Here is an 18438-nt window from a genome sequence, read left to right on the forward strand (position 1 = left end):
CTTGATTTAACTTTAGTTCAATCAACTGACTTAAACCATTATTCGTTCTTCCTCCGATGGAGTTACCGCAATGTCGTCAACCACTTCTCCACCACCGACAACGCCGCCACAGACAACGAAGTCGCCAGCCACCACCGCAGTGGTGGCTGTTCTGGCGTTTTCCGGCATCGTCGTCTCGCTCATGCAGACGCTGGTCATCCCGATCATCCCGCATCTGCCCGAGTACCTGAACGCGCCGGCGTCCGATACCGCGTGGGCTGTGACCGCCACGTTGCTCGCCGCCGCCGTCGCCGTCCCGACCATGGGCCGCTTGGGCGACATGTTCGGCAAACGCCGTCTGCTCCTGATCAGCATGGCGCTGTTGGTAACCGGTTCCGTGGTCGGAGCCCTCAGTTCAAGCGTTATCCCCCTCGTTGCCGGCCGAATCCTGCAAGGCCTTGCTGCCGGTGTCATTCCGCTGGGTATCAGTGTGATGCGCGACGTGCTTCCACCCAAGAAGCTCGCCGGCGCTGTTGCGATGATGAGCGCTTCGCTGGGAGTCGGTGGCGCTCTGGGGCTTCCGATCGCGGCTTTGATCGCCGAGTACGCCGACTGGCACGTCCTGTTCTGGGCGTCAGCCGTGCTCGGCGCGCTTGCGGCCGTTCTTGTTGTCGTCCTGGTCCCCGAATCGGCGGTTCGCACAGGAGGCACGTTCGATTTCGGCGGAGCAATCTCACTCTCAGCCGCCCTCATCGCTCTTCTACTCGCAATTTCCAAGGGTGGCGACTGGGGTTGGACGAGCACGCTCACGCTTTCCCTGTTCGGCGCCGCGATCCTGATATTCGGATTCTGGGCATGGTGGGAACTACGCACCCCCAAGCCGCTGGTGGATCTACGCGTATCCATCCGCCGCCAGGTGCTCTTCACCAACCTCGCATCCATCGTGTTCGGATTCGCGATGTTCGCCGCCAGCATGGTCTTTCCCCAGGTAGTCCAGCTGCCTGAAATCACTGGTTACGGCCTCGGCGGTTCGATGCTCACCGCAGGTCTGGTCATGGCTCCCTCCGGCATCATCATGATGCTGATCTCTCCGCTGTCCTCACGCATCACCAATTCGCACGGCCCCAAGGTGACGCTCATGCTCGGCGCCATTGTGGTCGCAATCGGTTACGGCATCGGCATTTTCGCCATGCACTCGATTTGGGAACTGATCGTGATCGCAGTAATCATCGGCGCCGGTACCGGTATGGCTTACGGCGCAATGCCCGCTCTCATCATGGGGGCTGTTCCTCCGTCCGAGACCGGAGCGGCCAACAGCTTCAACACTCTGATGCGCTCCCTCGGTACATCATTCGCCAGCGCCATCGCGGGTGTCGTCATCGCCCAGATGACCATGTCCGTCGGTGGGGCAACGCTGCCGTCGGAGAACGCTTTCCGCGTCGTCATGGCCCTCGCTGCCGGATCCGCCGTCATCGCACTCGTCCTGGCCGGTTTCCTCCCTCGGTTCAACGGCTCGAACTCCCGCAAGGAGATTGGTAGCCAGCACACCGATACGTCCCCGACCACGTCGAAGGAATCCGTCCCGACGCACTGAGCAAGTGCGCAACACACACAGCACGGCCCCGGCGGAGTCCAACTCCGCCGGGGCCGACGCGTTTCACACATTTTGCGGTTGATACACCTGCAGACGACCGTTTCGTGACATGCTCCGTTGAGATGGGTGCTCGTTCGATACTCGGGGAAAGGATGCCGCGATCGCCGCTCCTCGTGCTGACGTCGCCCTTGCCGTCGCCGCTGCTGCCGTCCTGGGCATAGGCGTCGGTGTTCTTCTTGCCGATGTCGTCGCCGGCCTGGCTGCAGGTGCCGGTGCTGCAGTGGTATTTCGGTTTGCACTTCGGATGATCAATACCCGAAAGTGAGCGTTTGCCGAGGGTCCTACTTCAGGACACGGATCGCCGAGCCCGGAAGGATTCCGCTCGACGGCGGGTAGATCGACGTTGCGCCGTTGAAGAACATGTGAGCGGGAGTCGTGGATACCGGCAGCAGGTCGATGTCGTTGAACAACGCGCGCTCACTTTCCTCCCAGACCTTGCAGGACTCGTCACCGGGAAGAAGCGAAGCCTCAGTGGACAATTCGATGTACTTCTTGTTGTCGAGGGAAGCGAAGTTCACTCCTTCAGGTTTGGGCGGGCCGGTGAAGTACTTGGCAAAGATGCTCGGCGTATCACTCCCCAGCGTCAAACCGATGGAAACGTCCCACGACGACAGGTCGGTGGTGCTGAATGTGTTGGCAATGACGAAACTGTAGTCGCCGCCGGTCAGTTTCACCTTCGCGCCCAGTCCTTCCCACTGTGTTGCTACGTATTCCGCGGCGGCGGAGTTCGTATCGCGCGAGTTGTTGAAAATTACGTTGAGGGCAAGCGGTCGCCCGTCCTTCGTCAGGACGCCGTCGGACCCCGCCTTCCAACCTGCGTCGGACAGCGTTTTCTTTGCTGCATCGACGTCGAAATCGGGGATCGTCCCTTCGACACTGTTGTAGTCGCAGGCAAGGGGTTCCGAAACCGCGAGGGCGCGTGCACGGGTTCCTTTACCGCCGGTGGTGATCTCGGTGTAGTCGTCCAGGTCTACTGCCTGCACGAGGGCCTGCCGTACAGCACGGTCTGCCGTGGGTAGGGCCGCGAAATGATTGAAGATGAACTCGCCGGACAACGTGGTGTAGGTCTTCGAATCCAGACCCGCTGCCAAGACTCGTTCCTCGTCCGAACCGGTCACCGCCGCGGCATTCACTCCGCCGGTGAGAACAAGATTCGCCGTCGTACTCGGATCGGTGACAATCTTGATCGTCACTGTCTTCGGCACCCCGAGAGTGTCGGAAGTAGTCTCACCGTTCGGACTCCAGGTGTAACCGTCGCGGCGTTCCATCGTGATGTGATCGTTGGGAACAACTTCGGTGACCTTGAACAGACCCGTTCCGTTACTACTCGAACGGATACTGGCCGGGTCTTCGAGCGTCGCAGCGCACGGAAGCCGCATCGAGCCTATTCGGGAGAGCAAGAAGGGTGCCGGTTCGGCTGTAGTGACCGTCAGTTCGTCACCGTTCGCGGACGCGACCGTCGACGACGGCACGGTGGATCCTCGTAGCGGTGAAGCGTTTTCAGGGTCCATGACCCAGTTGATGTCATCGGCTGCGGTCTGTGCGGTGAAGGAAGTGCCGTCGGCACAAGTGACGCCCTTCTTGAGCACGAACTTCAGCGTGTTTCCTTCTTCACGCCAACTCTCCGCCAGATACGGACGCACCGTGCGGGTTTGCGCATCGATGTCGATCAACGAATCGTACGAGTACGCGTTCACGATCTGAGTCGACGTAAGGTTGGTGATCAGAGGGTGCAGATTTCCGGGATCGGCGTTGATGACAGTCGTGAAACTGCCGTCCTTTGCATACTCACCGACCGAACCTTCGGGGCCGGATACGCCGCCACACCCGGCCAGAGTGAATACGCCAACGCTGATAACTGCTGTCGCGGAGACAGAACGGGCTTTCATACGAGCCGCCATCTACTAGGAGTTGCCATGGCGACAATCGTGCGGGACTGACGTGGTCTGTATCTCGTTGAAGTTCCCCATACAGTCGGCCGTACTCTGTTCGATTGTCACTATCGACCGGGCAATCGCAGGCGCTAAGTGCGACGCCATCGTTGACGACTAAGTACGACGCTGCCGTTGACGGTGATTCGCGACGTTGATTCGGTTGCCGCACAACGCCGGCATGCAGTAGCGGCGTCGCCCTCCCCGGCTTGTATCGACAAACACCCCGTTGCACGTCGGCGACGCGCATGGGCGGAATCGTTCGTACCCCAATGTGCGCAGAGTCCCCAGCAACGAGTAGCCGATCAACAACGCAAGCTCACCCGTGAGATCGATTCTTCTGTCCGGTACCGCATTCCATCGATAGTCGTACTGGGCATCAGGCACGAGTCGAACGTGATGCGGGACAGTCTGCAGGAGTTGATCAGTGCGATCAACGAGCTCATCAGAAGTCGGAGCATCGAGAATCGAACGAATCTCCTCTCTGAGTGCCTGCACGTCGGCAAGTTCACCGCTGGTAAGCCGACGCCCGTTGCGGAGCGCATCCGGCGAGAGTCCATGTTCACCCAGTAGATCGTGAAGCGCCTGGGGGTCAGCCAACGCGTCACCTGCCTCCACCCAGACCCGGGGCGAGGTGTTGACCAGGTCGGTCGCGAACGACGCACCGACGACGTAATCGTCTAAAACTACTTGCATCCCTTACCGCCCTGCCTTACCGTAATTGAATAACCCAACTTTACACCTTACGGAGGCAGCGGGATGGAACATTGCGCAGACCACAGACTGCCCGAGATACTCCGAGACACTCATCACCGATTGCGCCGCGCCGGCACCGTGGCATCGGAGACGCCTGTCGTCGCTGCCGATCTCTACTGGTCGATCGGCGCGCTCGCCCAGTGCCTGACCGCGATGGACGAGGTCATTTCACAACTTGGAATCAATGCCCGAAAGCAGTTGCGAGCTGGAAAGTTCGACGTCCAGAGCGGACCGTTCGAAGGAGAGCCCGACGCCGCCTTACTCACCGCAGTTCTTGCGCTCGCCAGAGCATCGAGTAGTTGCGAACCGGTTCAGGCGGCAATCGGCAACGCCCAGATCGCGGTGAGTGATCTCGTCGTCGCAAGGTCCACCAGTGCCTGACGCCCGGGCGGGCCACCCGCTCCAGTAGAGACTGTATGGTTGGTTTTCGGCATCCGCCGAGAGCGTCGAACAGCAGGGACCGGGTTTTCACTGTGAGTACAGGGACATCAACGATCTACGAGGACAGGACCGTCCGGATCGACGATCAGGGCGTCACGATCCGCCACTATTACTTCCCGTTTGTCAGCAAGTTCATTCCGTACTCACAGATCGAATCCGTCGACCTCGGAGTCATGTCATGGCTGAGTGGGCGCCTACGAATTTGGGGAACAACAGATTTCAGCTCGTGGTACAGCCTGGATCTTTCACGACCGTGGAAGGAGACTGCGGTGGTACTCACCCTCGCCGGCCGCGGAGCACCTTCGTTCAGCCCCAAGGACGCAGATCGCGTCGAGACCGAAATCCGCAGTCGCATCGGATCGCACGCCGCAAACTGACTAGCGAAACTCGGATTCGACGGTAATGATGTCACTCCAGTCGGTGCGACCGAACAACCGCGACAGTGCAGTGAACAGAACTTCCGGGTCGATGACGCTCTCTGCTGAGTGCACACCGACCCGATCCCGAATCGTTCCGTCGGCCAGCCGCGACACCACCTGAGCAAGGCCGAGCGCCAAGGGGATTCCGGTTGCACCGGCCATGTCCGACAGTAACTCCGATACCGGTGAATCGTCAGCGATCCGTGCCACGACGCGCATCTCTCGACCTTCGCGCACCCCGGTCGCCGAGGCGAAAAACAACGGCAAGGATCCATGACCGGCACGCGTGAGCATTCGAGGCGCAGCACGGATCATCCGCCGGAGCGAGGGCTTGCCCAATTCTTCAGCAGCCGAGTCGAGATCGATTCTCCCCTTGTCGATATCTGAGCGGAGAACGTCGAGGAACGCCACGGTTTCCGGTGTGATCACCATCAGATTTGCCGAATGCCCTGCAGGATTGATGGTCCGATGAAACATCACCGGCTCCGGATGCCCGACCACGTAAGCGTTCCCCCGACGTCCGCCGGGCAGTTCGAGTGCGATGGAACGCAACGGTTCTTCGTTGACGATTCGCCCCGCACGAACCACTGGAACCGTGCCGCTGATCTGCTGCATCCAGTGAACGGCCGCTGCACTCAATGTGTCCACCGACTCGTCCTCGCCCTCGACATCAACCGGCCAGGCTGTATACAGATCGTCGACCACGTCCAATCGCGAGACTGCCATCGCGGCCAGGAGGTTACTCATCCCGGGACTTGCGCCCATGCCGACTACCGCACAGATTCCGGCTCCCCTCGCGGCACAGTCCAATTCCAGCATGTCGACGGCCGGCTCCCAGTCGTCGCAGATGTCGAGATAGTGAGTCCCGGTCTCGATCGCTGCCTGGAGAATGCCGACGCCGAAACGGAAGAACGGTCCGACCGTATTGACGACCACGTCTGCGCCGTCAAGCAATTCACGTAGCGTGCGACCGTCCGTGACGTCGATGCTGCGCGCCTCGACTTCCGCTGACGCCTGCGCCAGTTCAACTGAAAGACGCTTCGCAGCATCGATATCGCGATCGGCGACTACTACCTTGCCGATTCCCGGCAATGTTGCGGCCAGACGAACTGCTGCCGAGCCCATGGCACCGGCACCACCCAGTGCGACAACCGTGATTCCGTCAGCCATGAATTCCCTCCAAAAATGCAGTCTGATCCGCTAGATAGCCGGGAGCGAAGATCGAACGGGGAGCAAGAACGGCCACCAGAGCCGACATCAATTCCGAGTCTTCGAGGTCCTTCTCCACAATCGAGTGAGTGGCGTCGGGGTACTTCTTGACCACCAGTTGCCCTGGCGAGTCGAGTAATTCGCGGTACACCCTTTCGGTATCAGCCACGTCGACGTTGACGTCTTGTCCGCCGATGATCAAGAGCACCGGAACCTTCACGGTTTCGAGATCGGCTCGCGCATCCGATCGGTAGTTCTTTCGGATGAAGTTCCACCGGTCTTCGGCGAGACCGTCGGCCTCGCCGGAGGCCACGAGATCGTCGTACGATGCATCACGGGCCAACTGATCCAAGTTCCTCGCACGATCGACCCGCGCTTTCTCGAACTCGTCGGCCGACGCATTTCTCTCGGAAAGTTCGGCTAGGGTATTGAATTCGCCTTGTTGGAGCCAGTTGATCGCGGGACCCACGGCAATGACGAACGCTACGTCCGGGTCGAGGTTCACCACCTTGGGCATCACCCACCCTGCCTGGCTTGCACCCCACAGACCGATACGAGACGGATCGATATCCGAACGTCCCCGCGCCCACTCGATTGCCGCTTCCGTTTCTGCCGCGCGATCGTCCATGCTCTGGTCGAGCCAATTGCCCGGTGCCCCATTCACCCCCGGCTTGTCCCAGGAGAGTGACGCGTACCCCGCCTTTGCGAACGCCTCCCACACCGGTCGATAGAACGTCTCATGTGTTGCATCGACCGGGCCGTCTCCGTGGACGAAAACCACGAGCCCGAAGGGACCGTCACCGTGTTCGGGCAGTGCAAGGACTCCCTGGAGCGGCACCGATCCCCCGGTGATCGTCACTTTTTCCTCACGGATGTCATAGGTGTTCTGGTACAGCGTCCAGCCCACCAGAGTCGCGATCAGAACAACGACCACCGCCAGGGAGGTACCCACCCACCTGCGTAAACGAGGCTTACTCTTGCCCCCGCTCATCGATTCCGCTGCCATCTTCCCGTCCTAACGTACGAATTTGAAACGATCGTATTGCATTCGATAGTACAGTTGTGGGCGAAGATGTCGAGAAGCGAGGAAAGGACATGGCGATGACCGACAGGGACGTCGATGTACCCACGAGGATCTTGATCGAGGGACTACTGCGCACGGACGGAACTGTCGACGGACGCACCCTTTATGCCACCGCCGACGCCCTCGACAAAACTGATCAACAGGTTCGGCTGTGCATCAAGCGGTTGGTCACCGAGGGGAAGTTCACTCAGGAAGGTCGCGGGCGGCAGGCCACGCTACGAGCAACGCCGAAAGCCGTGCGCGAGATGGAACCCGACGTCGAATTCGTTCGGCTGGCCTATCAACAAGACCGCGACACTGTGACGCCGTGGGACGGGTATTGGCACCTGGCCGGGTTCGCAATTCCGGAGTCGTCACGGAAAGCGCGAGATGCGCTGCGCACCAGGGTCGTTTACCTCGGCGGCGCGCTCGTCCAGGGCGGTCTGTACGTCTCGCCGCACGCCTGGGAACCGTATATTCGCGATGCGGCCGCCGAACTCGACGTCGAACAGCACCTGTCTTCTCTCACCACTCGAGATCTGAAAGTGGGCATGCTCGTAGACCCCGTGAAGATTGCCGCGCAGTTGTGGCCACTGGACCAGATCGCTGACGGATACGAACGGCTGCTCGACGTAGCGACCGCACGCCTGCACAAACTGCAGAACGGTTCCGGTACCGATGCTGTCACGATGACCATCGAGCTCGCGGCGGAATTCACGCGAGCCATGGAACCGGATCCGCTGTTGCCGCCGGAACTACTGCCCACCAACTGGATCGGCACGAGGGCTCGGTCGATCACTGCGCAATGCTGGACGCTTCTGGCACAGGTGGACGGTGCCGACGAATTACCGTCGCTGTTCCACCTGTACGCAGATGCAATCGGTGACGATCAGGACGCAAGCGTGCGCTGACGGGGCGGCAGTCCGAAACGCCCGAGAACCTCGTCGACTGCGGTGGACGGTGTGACAAGTCCGCGATCCTGAAGCCACGGAATGGTGCTGTCCACCAGATGCTCGAGCGTGCGAGGCAATGCGAGAGGCAGCAACGTAACGCCGTCGGCGACCTCGGCAGCTCGGATATCGGCGATCAAACTGCCGAGACCGGAAGGCGTTCCGACGTAGTGAAGCGAAACGGGAACCCGCGGCGCCGTCAACGCGCTGTCCAACTGTGCAAGCTCTTTACGGGCGGAGCGAGCCTCCGGCGCGATCAGAATCTCGAGATCGACCAGTACTGCGACGCTGTCGGGATCGCGTCCTTCTTCGGCGACAGCAGCGCGTATCCGTGCACGTTCGAGCTGTGCCTCACGCAGGTCCGCAGCGCGAATCCGAACCACATTGGTAGGGAATGAAGCTAAATCGAGAGCCTTTTCGCCCTCGGTGAGGTCCACCCAGTAGTCGCCGCCGATGATGGGCAGGTTGCCGGGTGCGCCCTCAGCTGCCGGATGGTGACCGGATCCGGTCAACTCGACCGCTACGTGCAGCGAATGCGAAGCGCGTGAAGACATGTGAGACCTCCGAAAATCAGAAAAGTATGGGATGAGCGAGACGAATCGTCAGCTCGAACACATTCCTGACGAGGTGCGGCACAGATCGACATGGCGACGGCACCACTGACCGAGAGTGATGCTCACTCTCGAAGGGGTGGCGGGGAAATCCGCTGGTGCCATGGCTGCCATGCTAGTTGTCCGTTCGAGTTTTCGGGGACCGAGCTCAGCTCAGACGCACTCGGCTGCGCCGGCGTTGTCGTCTGCGGCTCCGAGGAAGGGGCGGGTCTCGGGCACGGGGTTCCACGCACCGGCAGTCTTGGCGTAGTTCCAATCACGCTGATTCGAAACCAGGATGTTCACGGCGTCTACCAACCGCGTCACGTCGTCCGAGCTGCTACCGAGGCCGAGGCTGGCGCGAACTGCACCGCCGGAGAGGCCGAGGCGTGCGAGAACCGGGTGTGCGCAGAAGCGACCGTCGCGAACTCCGATGCCGTGCTCGGCGGAGAGGAATGCGGCGATTTCGCCCGCTTCGAATCCGTCGACGGTGAAGGTGACGATTCCGACGGCGTCCGGTGCGTCATTCCACAGTCGCACGAGCGAGACGCCCTCGATGGCGGACAATCCGTCGGTGAGCTGGGCCGTGAGTGCCTTCTCGTGCTCGGCGATGACGTCGAAGTCCAGCGCGTGCAGGGTTTCGCATGCGGTCGCGATGGCTGCCGCACCGAGAACGTTGGGGGAACCTGCCTCGTGGCGGGCAGGCGCGCAGGCCCACTCCGTGGACTCGATGGTCACCTCACGCACGGCGCCGCCGCCGGCGAGGTACGGCTGAGCTTCGTCGAGCCAGTCACGGCGTCCGACCAGAACACCCGCGCCGAAGGGCGCATAGAGCTTGTGACCGGAGAAAGCGATGTAGTCGACCCCGCATTCCTGCAGGTCGATGCGACGGTGAGGAGCCAGCTGAGCTGCGTCGACGAGGATACGTGCGCCGCAACGATGAGCGATGTCAGCCAAGCGTGCAATCGGCAGGATCTCGCCGGTCACGTTGGAGGCACCGGTGATTGCGAGCAGCGCTGCAGGCTTGGTGCACAGTTCACCGATCAGACGCTCGATCGTCTCTTCGATGGTGTCTGCAGCGGTGACGATACGAGCGTCGTTCCACGGCAACAGGTTTGCGTGATGCTCGACATCGAGGACGACGGTGCTGCCGGGGACGCACTGCGCAAGCAGGTTCAGCGAATCGGTGGTGTTCCGGGTGAAGACGACAACCTGATCGTCGGCACAGTTCACGAAACGAGCAACGGATTCACGAGCGTTCTCGTAGGTGAGCGTGGAGATCCGAGACGCGTAGCCGGCACCGCGGTGGACGCTGGCGTATGTCGGCAGCAACTCGGCGATACGGTCGGTGACCTGGGCCAATGCCGGCGCACTCGCGGCGTAGTCGAAGTTGGCGTAGGAGCATTCGCCGCCCTGAACCAACGGAACCTGCAGGTCAGCACCCGAAACCTTGGCAATCGCGGTGGTGCGGCAGGTGTCGGCACTCAATACAGCAGTCATCGAAGACAATCCTCACGTTCAAGGACTCGTTCGTCGGGTGATGGCCCCGGAAGAGTCCGCGCTTGCCGCATTCGTTTTCGAACGCAGCCGGGTCGTCACCCGGAGCACCCCACCGCGGAGGAGGGTTGCCGACCAGCAAGCCGGGGCTGAACACTGGTACTCGTGACCTGGCAACGAGGATGGCAGGAACCTCCCGTGCTTGTCAAGACGAAGCCGCGAAGATCTCCGTCAGGGCGCGATGGTCCGGCAAGCAAGGTGGAGCGCGAGTCTCGTTTCCGGATCTGCGAGATCCACCGAGAGAAGGCGCTGAATTCTATCGATCCGACTCGATACGGTGTTGCGGTGCAAGCCCATTCGGGTTGCGGTGTGAGCCAGAGACGATTCTTCGTCGAGGTACGTCGACAGAGTCTCGAGCAACTCTCCATTCGAATCGCGTAGCGGCGCGAGCAGTGCCGCGGCTGCGGGCTGAAACGTGTCGGTTCGCGTCCACGCCAGCAGCAACTGCGCCAGACCCAGGCGGTCCACGTGCAGGAAGCGGCCTGTCTGCGACCTCGAACCCGCGAGCCGAGCGGCATCCCCGGCCTCAGACAGCGACGCACCGATTCCAGCCGGACCGTCGTGTGCGCGTCCCACACCGACCCAGGTCTCCATCGTGGGTTCCAACCTCGCCTGAGCTGCACGGATGCTCTCGGCGATCCGGGTGATCGACTCCGGTCGCGGCTCGCCCGGCAGAGTGGTCCACGCTGCCCAGCCGTCAGCCTGTTCCACGACATTGGCGTCGATTCCCTCGGCGGCGAGGGCGTCTGCGACCTCACTGCGCCTGGCCACCAGGTCGACCTCACCGACCGCCAGGACTTTGATGCCGATATGCCATCCGTCCAGTGCCCAACCCGCGTCGAGTGCGCGCCGGAGCAGTCCGGGTGTGGCGTCTGCTGACGTGTCGATCAGTTCACCGAGTAGCGCGCTACGCCGGCGCGCTTCACGCTCGTCGACCATGCGTGCAACGGCCAGTCGGTGCCCGGCAGCCAACGAGGCCACGTCGAGAACCACTGAGAGAGAAGCCTCTTCGACGCTTTGACGCACCGGGAGCAGCACCGCCAGCCAGGGCTCTCGGGCTGCGCCGGACATCACCGGGCACGCAATCAGGACCCCGCCGGAGTCCAATTCAACAGTGGTGGGCGCCCCGCGGCCCGACAACATACCGGCGGCTGCTCGATCAGCGTCGGACAACAAATCGGCGCCGGTCAGCGGGCGTCCGGACGCGTCCAGGAGGATGAACGAACGCTGAAATGTGTTCAGCAGCACCGACAGAAGATTCTCGACGCTTCCGCCGGCCCGCTGGCCCGCGTGTGTCGCCCGCAGTACCGCGTCGGCCATCACCGCCCGCGAATTCGAGAGAAGATCACGAAGATCCACGCTGAACTGCCACGGGTCGGATACTCCGAGCACCACCAGTCCGAGGCGATCGGCAAGCAACGAGAGATTCGCATCCTCCGCCGCAGTGCTGTGTACCGCGAGCACCCGGCAGCCGGTCGCCGCCGTGCGTCGAAGGAGAGCGTCGAATCTCCACTCCCCGACGTCGATTCGATCGAGAATCACCAGAACTGATCCTGCACCCGCCGCACCCGACACGGCCTCGGCTGACTGTGCCGATTCCCCGGTGAGCGCTCCCACTGTCGTCACGACGGGATCACCTTCGCCGGCAAGTCGATACAACCCGACAAAGATCGGGTTGTTCAGCAACGCCGAAACACTCGCGCTCATTGCGCCTCCATCAGCACTGCGTCGTGGTCGATCCCGAAGGCCCGCGGGCCGACAACTTTCAACCTGCTCACATCTTCCGCCCACCACTGAGGGCCGGGCAGAACCAACACGGCCACATCTTGCCCCTGGTGCACTGATTCGCACGAGACGAAGGCACCGGTCCGGACGTCGAGCAACGTCACGATGTCCGGACATGTCGCAATCATCTCGCCGTCCGACGCGACGGTCAGGAACTCACTTTCGAATTCGACTCGTATCACCGCAGAATCGTGTTCGAGAATCACGTTGCCCCGACGATCGCCGGCGTTCGGGCGACTACGACGCACCGCACGCACCCGGCCTGTCCCCATTACTCGCCCCCCGGAGCTTTCGGCGATCTCCCGCCAACTGCCGAGTGCCCCGATGTGCTGACCCAGTTCATATGCTCGGGACAGAGTTCCCGGAATGCACGCCTCCTGCACAGTCCGCGCATCGATCGACGCGATCGCCAGAGCACCCCAACCGCTGGTTCTCCCGATCAACGACCGCACTGCTACCTCGGCGCCCAGCACATCCACTCCGTCGACGACGGTAATGAGGCCGCCAGGCTGGGCGAGGGTGACCGGGCACAATTCCAACCCGGCTGCGGCGAGAGAGAAGTGATCGAGCCGCGGCATCGCTCGACCGAGCAGGTCCGCGTCGACCACGGGAATTCCCAACGCCAACGCCGCCGCAATGCCGGAGAGAGCGTTGAGTCCACCGCCTTCGAAAGTCATCACCGCGGTCGGACGCTTACCAGTCCACCGCGTCAAAGCTGCTGCAGTGTCGGCAAACTCATGCCCGGAGGGCAGTTGCTCTTCCAAAGCCAGGGCCGATCCGACGATTCCCACCGGCATGATCATCGCCCCGGACGGCAACTGGTCCGGCGCGATGACTTCTACCGACGTTGACGTCATCAGTGGACGCAGCATTTCCACGAACAGGCGTGGATCGCCGCCCCCACCGCAGCCCAAGACCACCGCCCCCGCTGCGATCGCGTCGAGGTCGGCCTCCCGGACCGCGTGCAGCCTGCTCACGGCTCGCTATTCTGCCAGTACAGGTTGCTCGAGTGTCTCCACCGGCAGGAACGGGCGATCGAGTCCGAAGCTTGCCGGGCCGAAGACCGCCAGTGCCTCCGGTGTTCTCATGATCGGCGGAGTCGCGATCCCGATGACCGCAACTCGCTGCCCGTACCGCAATCCCTCGGTGGTGATGGGCTCGGCAGTGTCGGCCTCGACGATGCAGATAAGGTCTGGCACGATCGCCACCATTACTCCGGATTGCACGGCGATCAGATTTTCGTTCTGGAATTGAACTTCCAGCTCTTCGTCTCCGACGCCGGCGATCCGCACCGAACCTCGAGCGAACCCCTCATCGGTTCGCCGGTCGACATCGATCACCTTGCCGTGAAAGAGAACTCGCCCGTATCCGTAAAGCGTGTCGGAGAGACCGTCCACCAGCGCCTGAACCGGGTCCACCCGCTGCTCACGTGAAAGCCTGATGGACCGACCGATGGCCAAGGCCAACGACAGAGTCCGTGGGATCGCCGTCCGCTTCACATCTGCACCCGTCATCGAGTACTGCGCGATATGCGCCATCCCACCGAACCTCGACGTCACCCCGCGAGCGAGGCCCTCCAATCTGGCGTTGTCGCTGCCGGTGTCGAAGATCGCCACCTCGTCGTGCTCGTTCGCCATGGCGAGCGGACTCGCCGAAATCCCGTACACCGAGAAGGTTTCCATCTCGAGCTGAGGAAAGGCTCGTCCCATCCCGTCGGCGTCGACAACCGGCAGTCCGCGCCGCGCTGCCACCAGCAACGGAATCATCGAATTGATCCCGCCGCACTCCATCGGCATCGTGGCATCTGCAGTTCGCCCCGTGTGCTTCTCCAATGTGATCAGCGCCAGGTCGGGTTCGGTTCCGCGCGGCATCTTCTCGACCACGACGGTCGGTGCACCCATCTGCGCGACGGGGATCACCCACGCGTCGTCGTCGAGCTCCGCCGGATCCAGAATCGTGATTTCACCGGCTTCCCCGAGCGCCTGCGTGACCAACATCTTGCCGACGAACGGATCTCCCCCGCCGCCGGTCCCCAACAAAGCTGCGCCCCTGGCGAGGTCGTCGAGGTCTGCCGTTCGTAGTGTCCAACTCATCGTGAGCCTTCCTGACCGGTGGAGACCAGACCACTGTGCCTTGCCAGATCGCCACTGTGCAGTGCCAAGTCACCGACTGCCTTCACTCGAATACGTGTTGCGTTGCCCGGCAGATACGGAATCGGGACCTCGTCGAACTCCACGATCTGCACCGACTCGGGCCGTGCGCCTGCTGCGACTGCCCGATCGATCGCCTCTTGGCGAGCGTCGTCGGCAAGAATCTGCCTGCGCCCGTCCCGTACCGCTTCGACTCGATCTACCTCACCACTGACCTGCGCGATCGCAGCGCCGATCGCATTGGCAACGTCGAAGCGCTCAGGACGAATCACCGTTCCCAGGCCGGGAAGTTCGTGCTTCAGCAAAACCGATCCCCCGCCAACCGCCACAACGGGAAGTGGATCCGACGTGGTCCGCATCTGTTCCACGGCGTCGGCGACCCGGCGCGAGATCCGGTCGAGTGCCGTCGACACCAGACCGCGGTTGAGGTGCGCCACCGCACTGCGATCTCCGACGTCGGCCAAGCCTGCCGCGACGGCTATGTCGGTGGCCGTCAACGTGTCACCGCCGAATACGAGTGCCCGTGAACCCAATTCGTATCCCACAGATTCGGGTCCGACTGTGAGTCCGTCCGCATCCACCAGCGAACCACCACCGATACCGATCGAGAAGACGTCCGGCATACGGAAATTGGTCCGTACCCCCGCGACCGTCACCTCCGTGGTGGCTTCTCTGGGGAAACCGTTGGTCAGTACGCCCACGTCGGTTGTGGTGCCCCCGATGTCGATCACCGCACAGCTGGCCAGACCGGACAGAACAGCGGCGCCTCGCATGGAGTTGGTCGGTCCCGACGCGAAAGTCGCCACCGGATAACGCCTTGCGTACTCGATGTCCATCAAGGTTCCGTCGTTCTGGCTCAGATACAGCGGTGCGGCGATGCCGTGCTCGACCAAAGAACTGGCAAGACCGTCGACGATGTGATCGGCAAGCTCGCGCAGCGCAGCGTTGATGATGGTCGCGTTCTCCCGCTGGAGTAGACCCACTCGACCGATCTCGTGAGAGAGCGAAACTGCGACGTCCGGACCGAGTTCCTGACGCACGATCTCCGCTGCCGCCGCTTCGCATTCGAGATTGACCGGAGAGAACACCGACGATATTGCGACCGAACGAGTACCGCTGCGAGCCATGTCGGCGGCATGGCGACGAATCTCGTCGGGATCCAGCGGTGAGATACGACGACCGTCGAACTCGTGCCCACCGTGAGCGAGGTAGTGCCTTCCTTGCACAGCGGAGACCAGGTCTCGCGGCCACCCCACCATCGGCGGAAGCGCTGCGGTCGCCGGAAGCCCCAATCGCAGAGCCGCCGTTGGTGCAAGTCCTCGCTGCTCGATAAGGGCGTTGAGAAAGTGCGTCGTGCCGATCATCACTGCTTGAACAGCGCTGGGAGAGAACGAGTACTGCTGCTGCAGCGCCGTCAGAGCTCCGCCGATTCCGCCGGTGATGTCCTTGCTGGTCGAGTGTTTTACATGCCCGATGACGGTGGTCCCGTCCATCAGGACCGCATCGGTGTTTGTACCACCGACGTCGATTCCGATTCGCATCGCGAACTCCCTTCTACAGTGTTTGCAGTGCTAGTGCGTGAGCGCCGATGTTCCCGAAGGCTCTTGCGGCGCTTCGGTTGTGGTGCGTCCGACCCCGCGAATCAGGCCGAGTCGACCCGCGACGACGTAGAGAACGAATGCCGAGGCCACCGCGTTGATGGACGGCAAACCGAAGGTGCTGTAATGCCCGATCAGCGCCGAGACGATCCAGATCACCAACGTGGCAGGTACCCAAGTGGGCGCCGAGTTCGGGAGGGTACCCGCGGCTCGACTCTCTTCCAGGTCCTTGCGCCAGGTCTTGACGATGAAGTACTCCGCCACCATGATTCCGGCGATCGGCGGGAATCCGACGCCTAACAGGATCAGGAAGTCGGTGAACGAGTTCAGGATTCCGGCAGCCGCGAGGATCGAACCGGTCACGCCGACCACAGCGGTGACGACGGCGCGATTGATGCGTCGCCCGAACACGACGTCGATGAAGTTCACGATGCCGAGCCCCGAGCTGTACAGATTCCAGTCGTTGATCTTGAAAGTTCCGAGAACAATGATGAGAACGCCGACCCAGCCGACCGACGACAGGATGATCGTGGCGATATCGGAACTGCGAACGGCATGTGCAAGAAGAACACCGGTCAATCCGATCACGTATTCGCCTAATGTGATTCCGACGAGTGTCTGCTTCACGACGTCACCCGCCGTGCGATTGAATCGCGTCATGTCGGGTGTGATCACTGCTCCGGCAATGAAACCGCCTGCGACGATGGTGGTTCCGGCGAGGAAGCTGAGCTCCGGTCCGGCTGGAGCAGATGCCATCAGATCGGACAGCGAGTGATTACGCAGTTCGGCGATGACGGCCCAACCCACCAGAAGCAAGAACAGGGGAACGGTGATGTTTGCGATCAGTTGCATGGAGCCGAACCCGCGAAGGACTATCGCGGTGATCAGAAGGCCGAAGACCAGAGCCCACGCCCACTGCGGCAGAAACGGCATGATTCCGTGCAAACCTGATGCAGAGACAGCAGATTGGATGCCGAACCAACCGATCAGGCTGACTCCGATCACCAAGCCGATCACCGCGGAACCCGCGTGCCCGAATCCACACCAGCGTGCGACCACCGACGTGTTGAGCCCTTCACGAACCCCGATGATGCCGATGAAAATACAGACAACCTCGAGAATCACCGCCCCGACTGTCAATGCCCAGAAGGCATTCCAGAACGTCATGCCGTAGCCGAGCGTCGCACCGAGCAGGAACTGTGCGAGTGCCGATACCTGACCGAATCGCTGTACTGCCACCGAGAACCACGAATACCGTGCTTCGTCGGGAACGCGGGTGAGCGCGTAGTCGTCACCGTCGGACACTTCACCGCCGGCGGCGGTCGTTGATGTGTTTTTCATGACGGACTCCTCGAATAGTTGGGAAGTGTTCTCGGAGAAGACGGTACGAATGTGGTCGGGGTCACGCCTATGGGCGAATTGGCGTTTCTTCGTGTTACGACAATGCATTTCGCACAGTCGTCATTTCACACAGTCGTCAAATGGCACGGGTCTAGCGCAACGCGTACCCGCCGTCGGGGTACAGCGTGGAACCCGTTGTGTACGTGTTGGTGAAGAGATAGAACACCGCTTGTGCGATCTCGTCTTCGTTCCCGACGCGGCCGAGCACGTTGTTCTCCGCACTCCAGGTGAACGCCGCCTCCCGAACCTCCGCCGGACGCTGAGCCCACAGATGCCCGTCGATGGTTCCGGGAGCAACGGTGTTGACGCGAATCGGCGACAGCTCGACCGCCAGTCCCCGTCCGAGCCCCTCGATTGCCGCATTGGCCGCAACGTAGGCCGCGGCAGCCGCGGGTGGCCGCACACTGGCAGCACCGGACATGAGGACCACCGATGCGGTGGGTGTCAGCTTGTCGAGCGCAGCGTGCACGACGCGGTACTGCCCCCAGAACTTGGAGGTGAACGGCGACGCCGCTTCCTCGACGCTCTGTTCGCGGAACGAGCCGACCTGGTAATCGGCAGCCGTGGTGAAGAGAGCGTCGACGCTGGGGATGTTGGTGAAGAACGCTTTCACCGAGTCGTCGTCGGAGGTGTCGACTGTGAACCAGTGCGCCGCCTCACCCAGCTGCGTGGCCGCTGCTTCCAGCTTGGATGTGGTTCGGCCACCGAGAACTACCTGCGCGCCGGCGTCGACGGCAAGCTGCGCCACCCGCAGCCCGATGCCTGTTCCGCCACCGATCAGTACGACGGTCTTGCCTGAGAGAGGAGAAGGTGTCGTTGTCATTTAGCGACTGTAAGGCTCACCGAATTGTCCCGACATGTGCAGAATGCACAGATTTCACTACGCCACGGTGCTAAGTATCCAGACTAAGCCGGTAGAGACTGCCGCCCCCAGGGATCTCACTTGACTGAGTTT

General features: G+C 61.9%; 16 protein-coding genes and 1 riboswitch. Of the genes, 4 read left to right on the forward strand and 12 right to left on the reverse strand.

The annotated features are described in order from the left end of the window. Window positions 1-70 precede the first annotated feature (70 nt). The gene (locus CPI83_RS26070; RefSeq protein ID WP_019746694.1) at window positions 71-1573 is read left to right on the forward strand and encodes an MFS transporter; all 1503 of its coding nucleotides are present in this window, start codon (window positions 71-73) and stop codon (window positions 1571-1573) included. A 341-nt stretch (window positions 1574-1914) separates the two neighbouring features. On the opposite strand, the gene CPI83_RS26075 is transcribed toward CPI83_RS26070, so the two are convergent. Both CPI83_RS26075 and CPI83_RS26080 read right to left on the reverse strand, forming a co-directional pair. Further along, complete coding sequence (locus CPI83_RS26075; protein ID WP_097388253.1) at window positions 1915-3522, reverse strand: ABC transporter substrate-binding protein; 1608 nt, start codon at window positions 3520-3522, stop codon at window positions 1915-1917. Between the two features lie 159 nt (window positions 3523-3681). After that, window positions 3682-4260, reverse strand: a complete 579-nt coding sequence (locus CPI83_RS26080; protein ID WP_097387945.1) for a CGNR zinc finger domain-containing protein — start codon at window positions 4258-4260, stop codon at window positions 3682-3684. A gap of 63 nt (window positions 4261-4323) precedes the next feature. Here CPI83_RS26080 and CPI83_RS26085 point away from each other — a divergent pair, with 63 nt between their 5' ends. Both CPI83_RS26085 and CPI83_RS26090 read left to right on the forward strand, forming a co-directional pair. Then, window positions 4324-4701, forward strand: coding sequence for a hypothetical protein (locus tag CPI83_RS26085; protein ID WP_097387946.1), 378 nt, complete (start codon window positions 4324-4326; stop codon window positions 4699-4701). A gap of 92 nt (window positions 4702-4793) precedes the next feature. After that, complete coding sequence (locus tag CPI83_RS26090) at window positions 4794-5138, forward strand: hypothetical protein (RefSeq protein WP_021342721.1); 345 nt, start codon at window positions 4794-4796, stop codon at window positions 5136-5138. Here the strand turns inward: CPI83_RS26090 and CPI83_RS26095 are convergent, their stop codons facing one another. Next, window positions 5139-6350 (reverse strand): saccharopine dehydrogenase NADP-binding domain-containing protein, encoded by a 1212-nt coding sequence (locus tag CPI83_RS26095; RefSeq protein ID WP_097387947.1) that lies wholly within the window; start codon window positions 6348-6350, stop codon window positions 5139-5141. After that, the gene (locus CPI83_RS26100) at window positions 6343-7395 is read right to left on the reverse strand and encodes an alpha/beta fold hydrolase (RefSeq protein WP_097387948.1); all 1053 of its coding nucleotides are present in this window, start codon (window positions 7393-7395) and stop codon (window positions 6343-6345) included. Before CPI83_RS26100 ends, CPI83_RS26095 begins: the two co-directional genes overlap by 8 nt. An 89-nt stretch (window positions 7396-7484) precedes the next feature. Here CPI83_RS26100 and CPI83_RS26105 point away from each other — a divergent pair, with 89 nt between their 5' ends. Further along, window positions 7485-8363: a DNA-binding transcriptional regulator gene (locus CPI83_RS26105; RefSeq protein ID WP_030534854.1), complete on the forward strand. Its 879-nt coding sequence runs from the start codon at window positions 7485-7487 to the stop codon at window positions 8361-8363. On the opposite strand, the gene CPI83_RS26110 is transcribed toward CPI83_RS26105, so the two are convergent. The 8 genes from CPI83_RS26110 to CPI83_RS26145 all read right to left on the reverse strand — a co-directional run bounded on the left by CPI83_RS26110 (window position 8342) and on the right by CPI83_RS26145 (window position 18306). Further along, a complete protein-coding gene (locus CPI83_RS26110; protein ID WP_020906017.1) occupies window positions 8342-8956 on the reverse strand; it encodes a hypothetical protein in 615 nt (204 codons plus the stop codon). The two genes, CPI83_RS26105 and CPI83_RS26110, sit on opposite strands and share 22 nt — an antisense overlap. A 210-nt stretch (window positions 8957-9166) precedes the next feature. After that, window positions 9167-10492, reverse strand: coding sequence for an aminotransferase class V-fold PLP-dependent enzyme (locus tag CPI83_RS26115; RefSeq protein ID WP_019746685.1), 1326 nt, complete (start codon window positions 10490-10492; stop codon window positions 9167-9169). A 53-nt stretch (window positions 10493-10545) separates the two neighbouring features. Further along, window positions 10546-10660, reverse strand: a riboswitch (SAM riboswitch). 60 nt (window positions 10661-10720) lie between these two features. After that, on the reverse strand, window positions 10721-12256 hold the full coding sequence (locus CPI83_RS26120; RefSeq protein WP_020906015.1) for a helix-turn-helix domain-containing protein: 1536 nt from the start codon (window positions 12254-12256) through the stop codon (window positions 10721-10723). Next, complete coding sequence (locus CPI83_RS26125; RefSeq protein ID WP_097387949.1) at window positions 12253-13311, reverse strand: DUF917 domain-containing protein; 1059 nt, start codon at window positions 13309-13311, stop codon at window positions 12253-12255. Before CPI83_RS26125 ends, CPI83_RS26120 begins: the two co-directional genes overlap by 4 nt. A gap of 6 nt (window positions 13312-13317) precedes the next feature. Continuing rightward, window positions 13318-14427 carry a DUF917 domain-containing protein gene (locus CPI83_RS26130; protein WP_097387950.1) on the reverse strand — a complete coding sequence of 370 codons (1110 nt, stop codon included), beginning with the start codon at window positions 14425-14427 and terminating at the stop codon, window positions 13318-13320. Continuing rightward, window positions 14424-16025: a hydantoinase/oxoprolinase family protein gene (locus CPI83_RS26135; protein ID WP_097387951.1), complete on the reverse strand. Its 1602-nt coding sequence runs from the start codon at window positions 16023-16025 to the stop codon at window positions 14424-14426. The genes CPI83_RS26130 and CPI83_RS26135 overlap by 4 nt, the downstream gene beginning before the upstream one ends. A gap of 30 nt (window positions 16026-16055) precedes the next feature. Continuing rightward, entirely contained in the window at window positions 16056-17423 is a 1368-nt protein-coding gene (locus CPI83_RS26140) for a cytosine permease (RefSeq protein WP_019746680.1), read from the reverse strand. Window positions 17424-17574: 151 nt separating this feature from the next. Continuing rightward, complete coding sequence (locus CPI83_RS26145; protein ID WP_021333722.1) at window positions 17575-18306, reverse strand: SDR family oxidoreductase; 732 nt, start codon at window positions 18304-18306, stop codon at window positions 17575-17577. Between the last annotated feature and the right edge of the window lie 132 nt (window positions 18307-18438).

The sequence above is a fragment of the Rhodococcus sp. H-CA8f genome (assembly GCF_002501585.1).
Taxonomy (GTDB): domain Bacteria; phylum Actinomycetota; class Actinomycetes; order Mycobacteriales; family Mycobacteriaceae; genus Rhodococcus_F; species Rhodococcus_F erythropolis.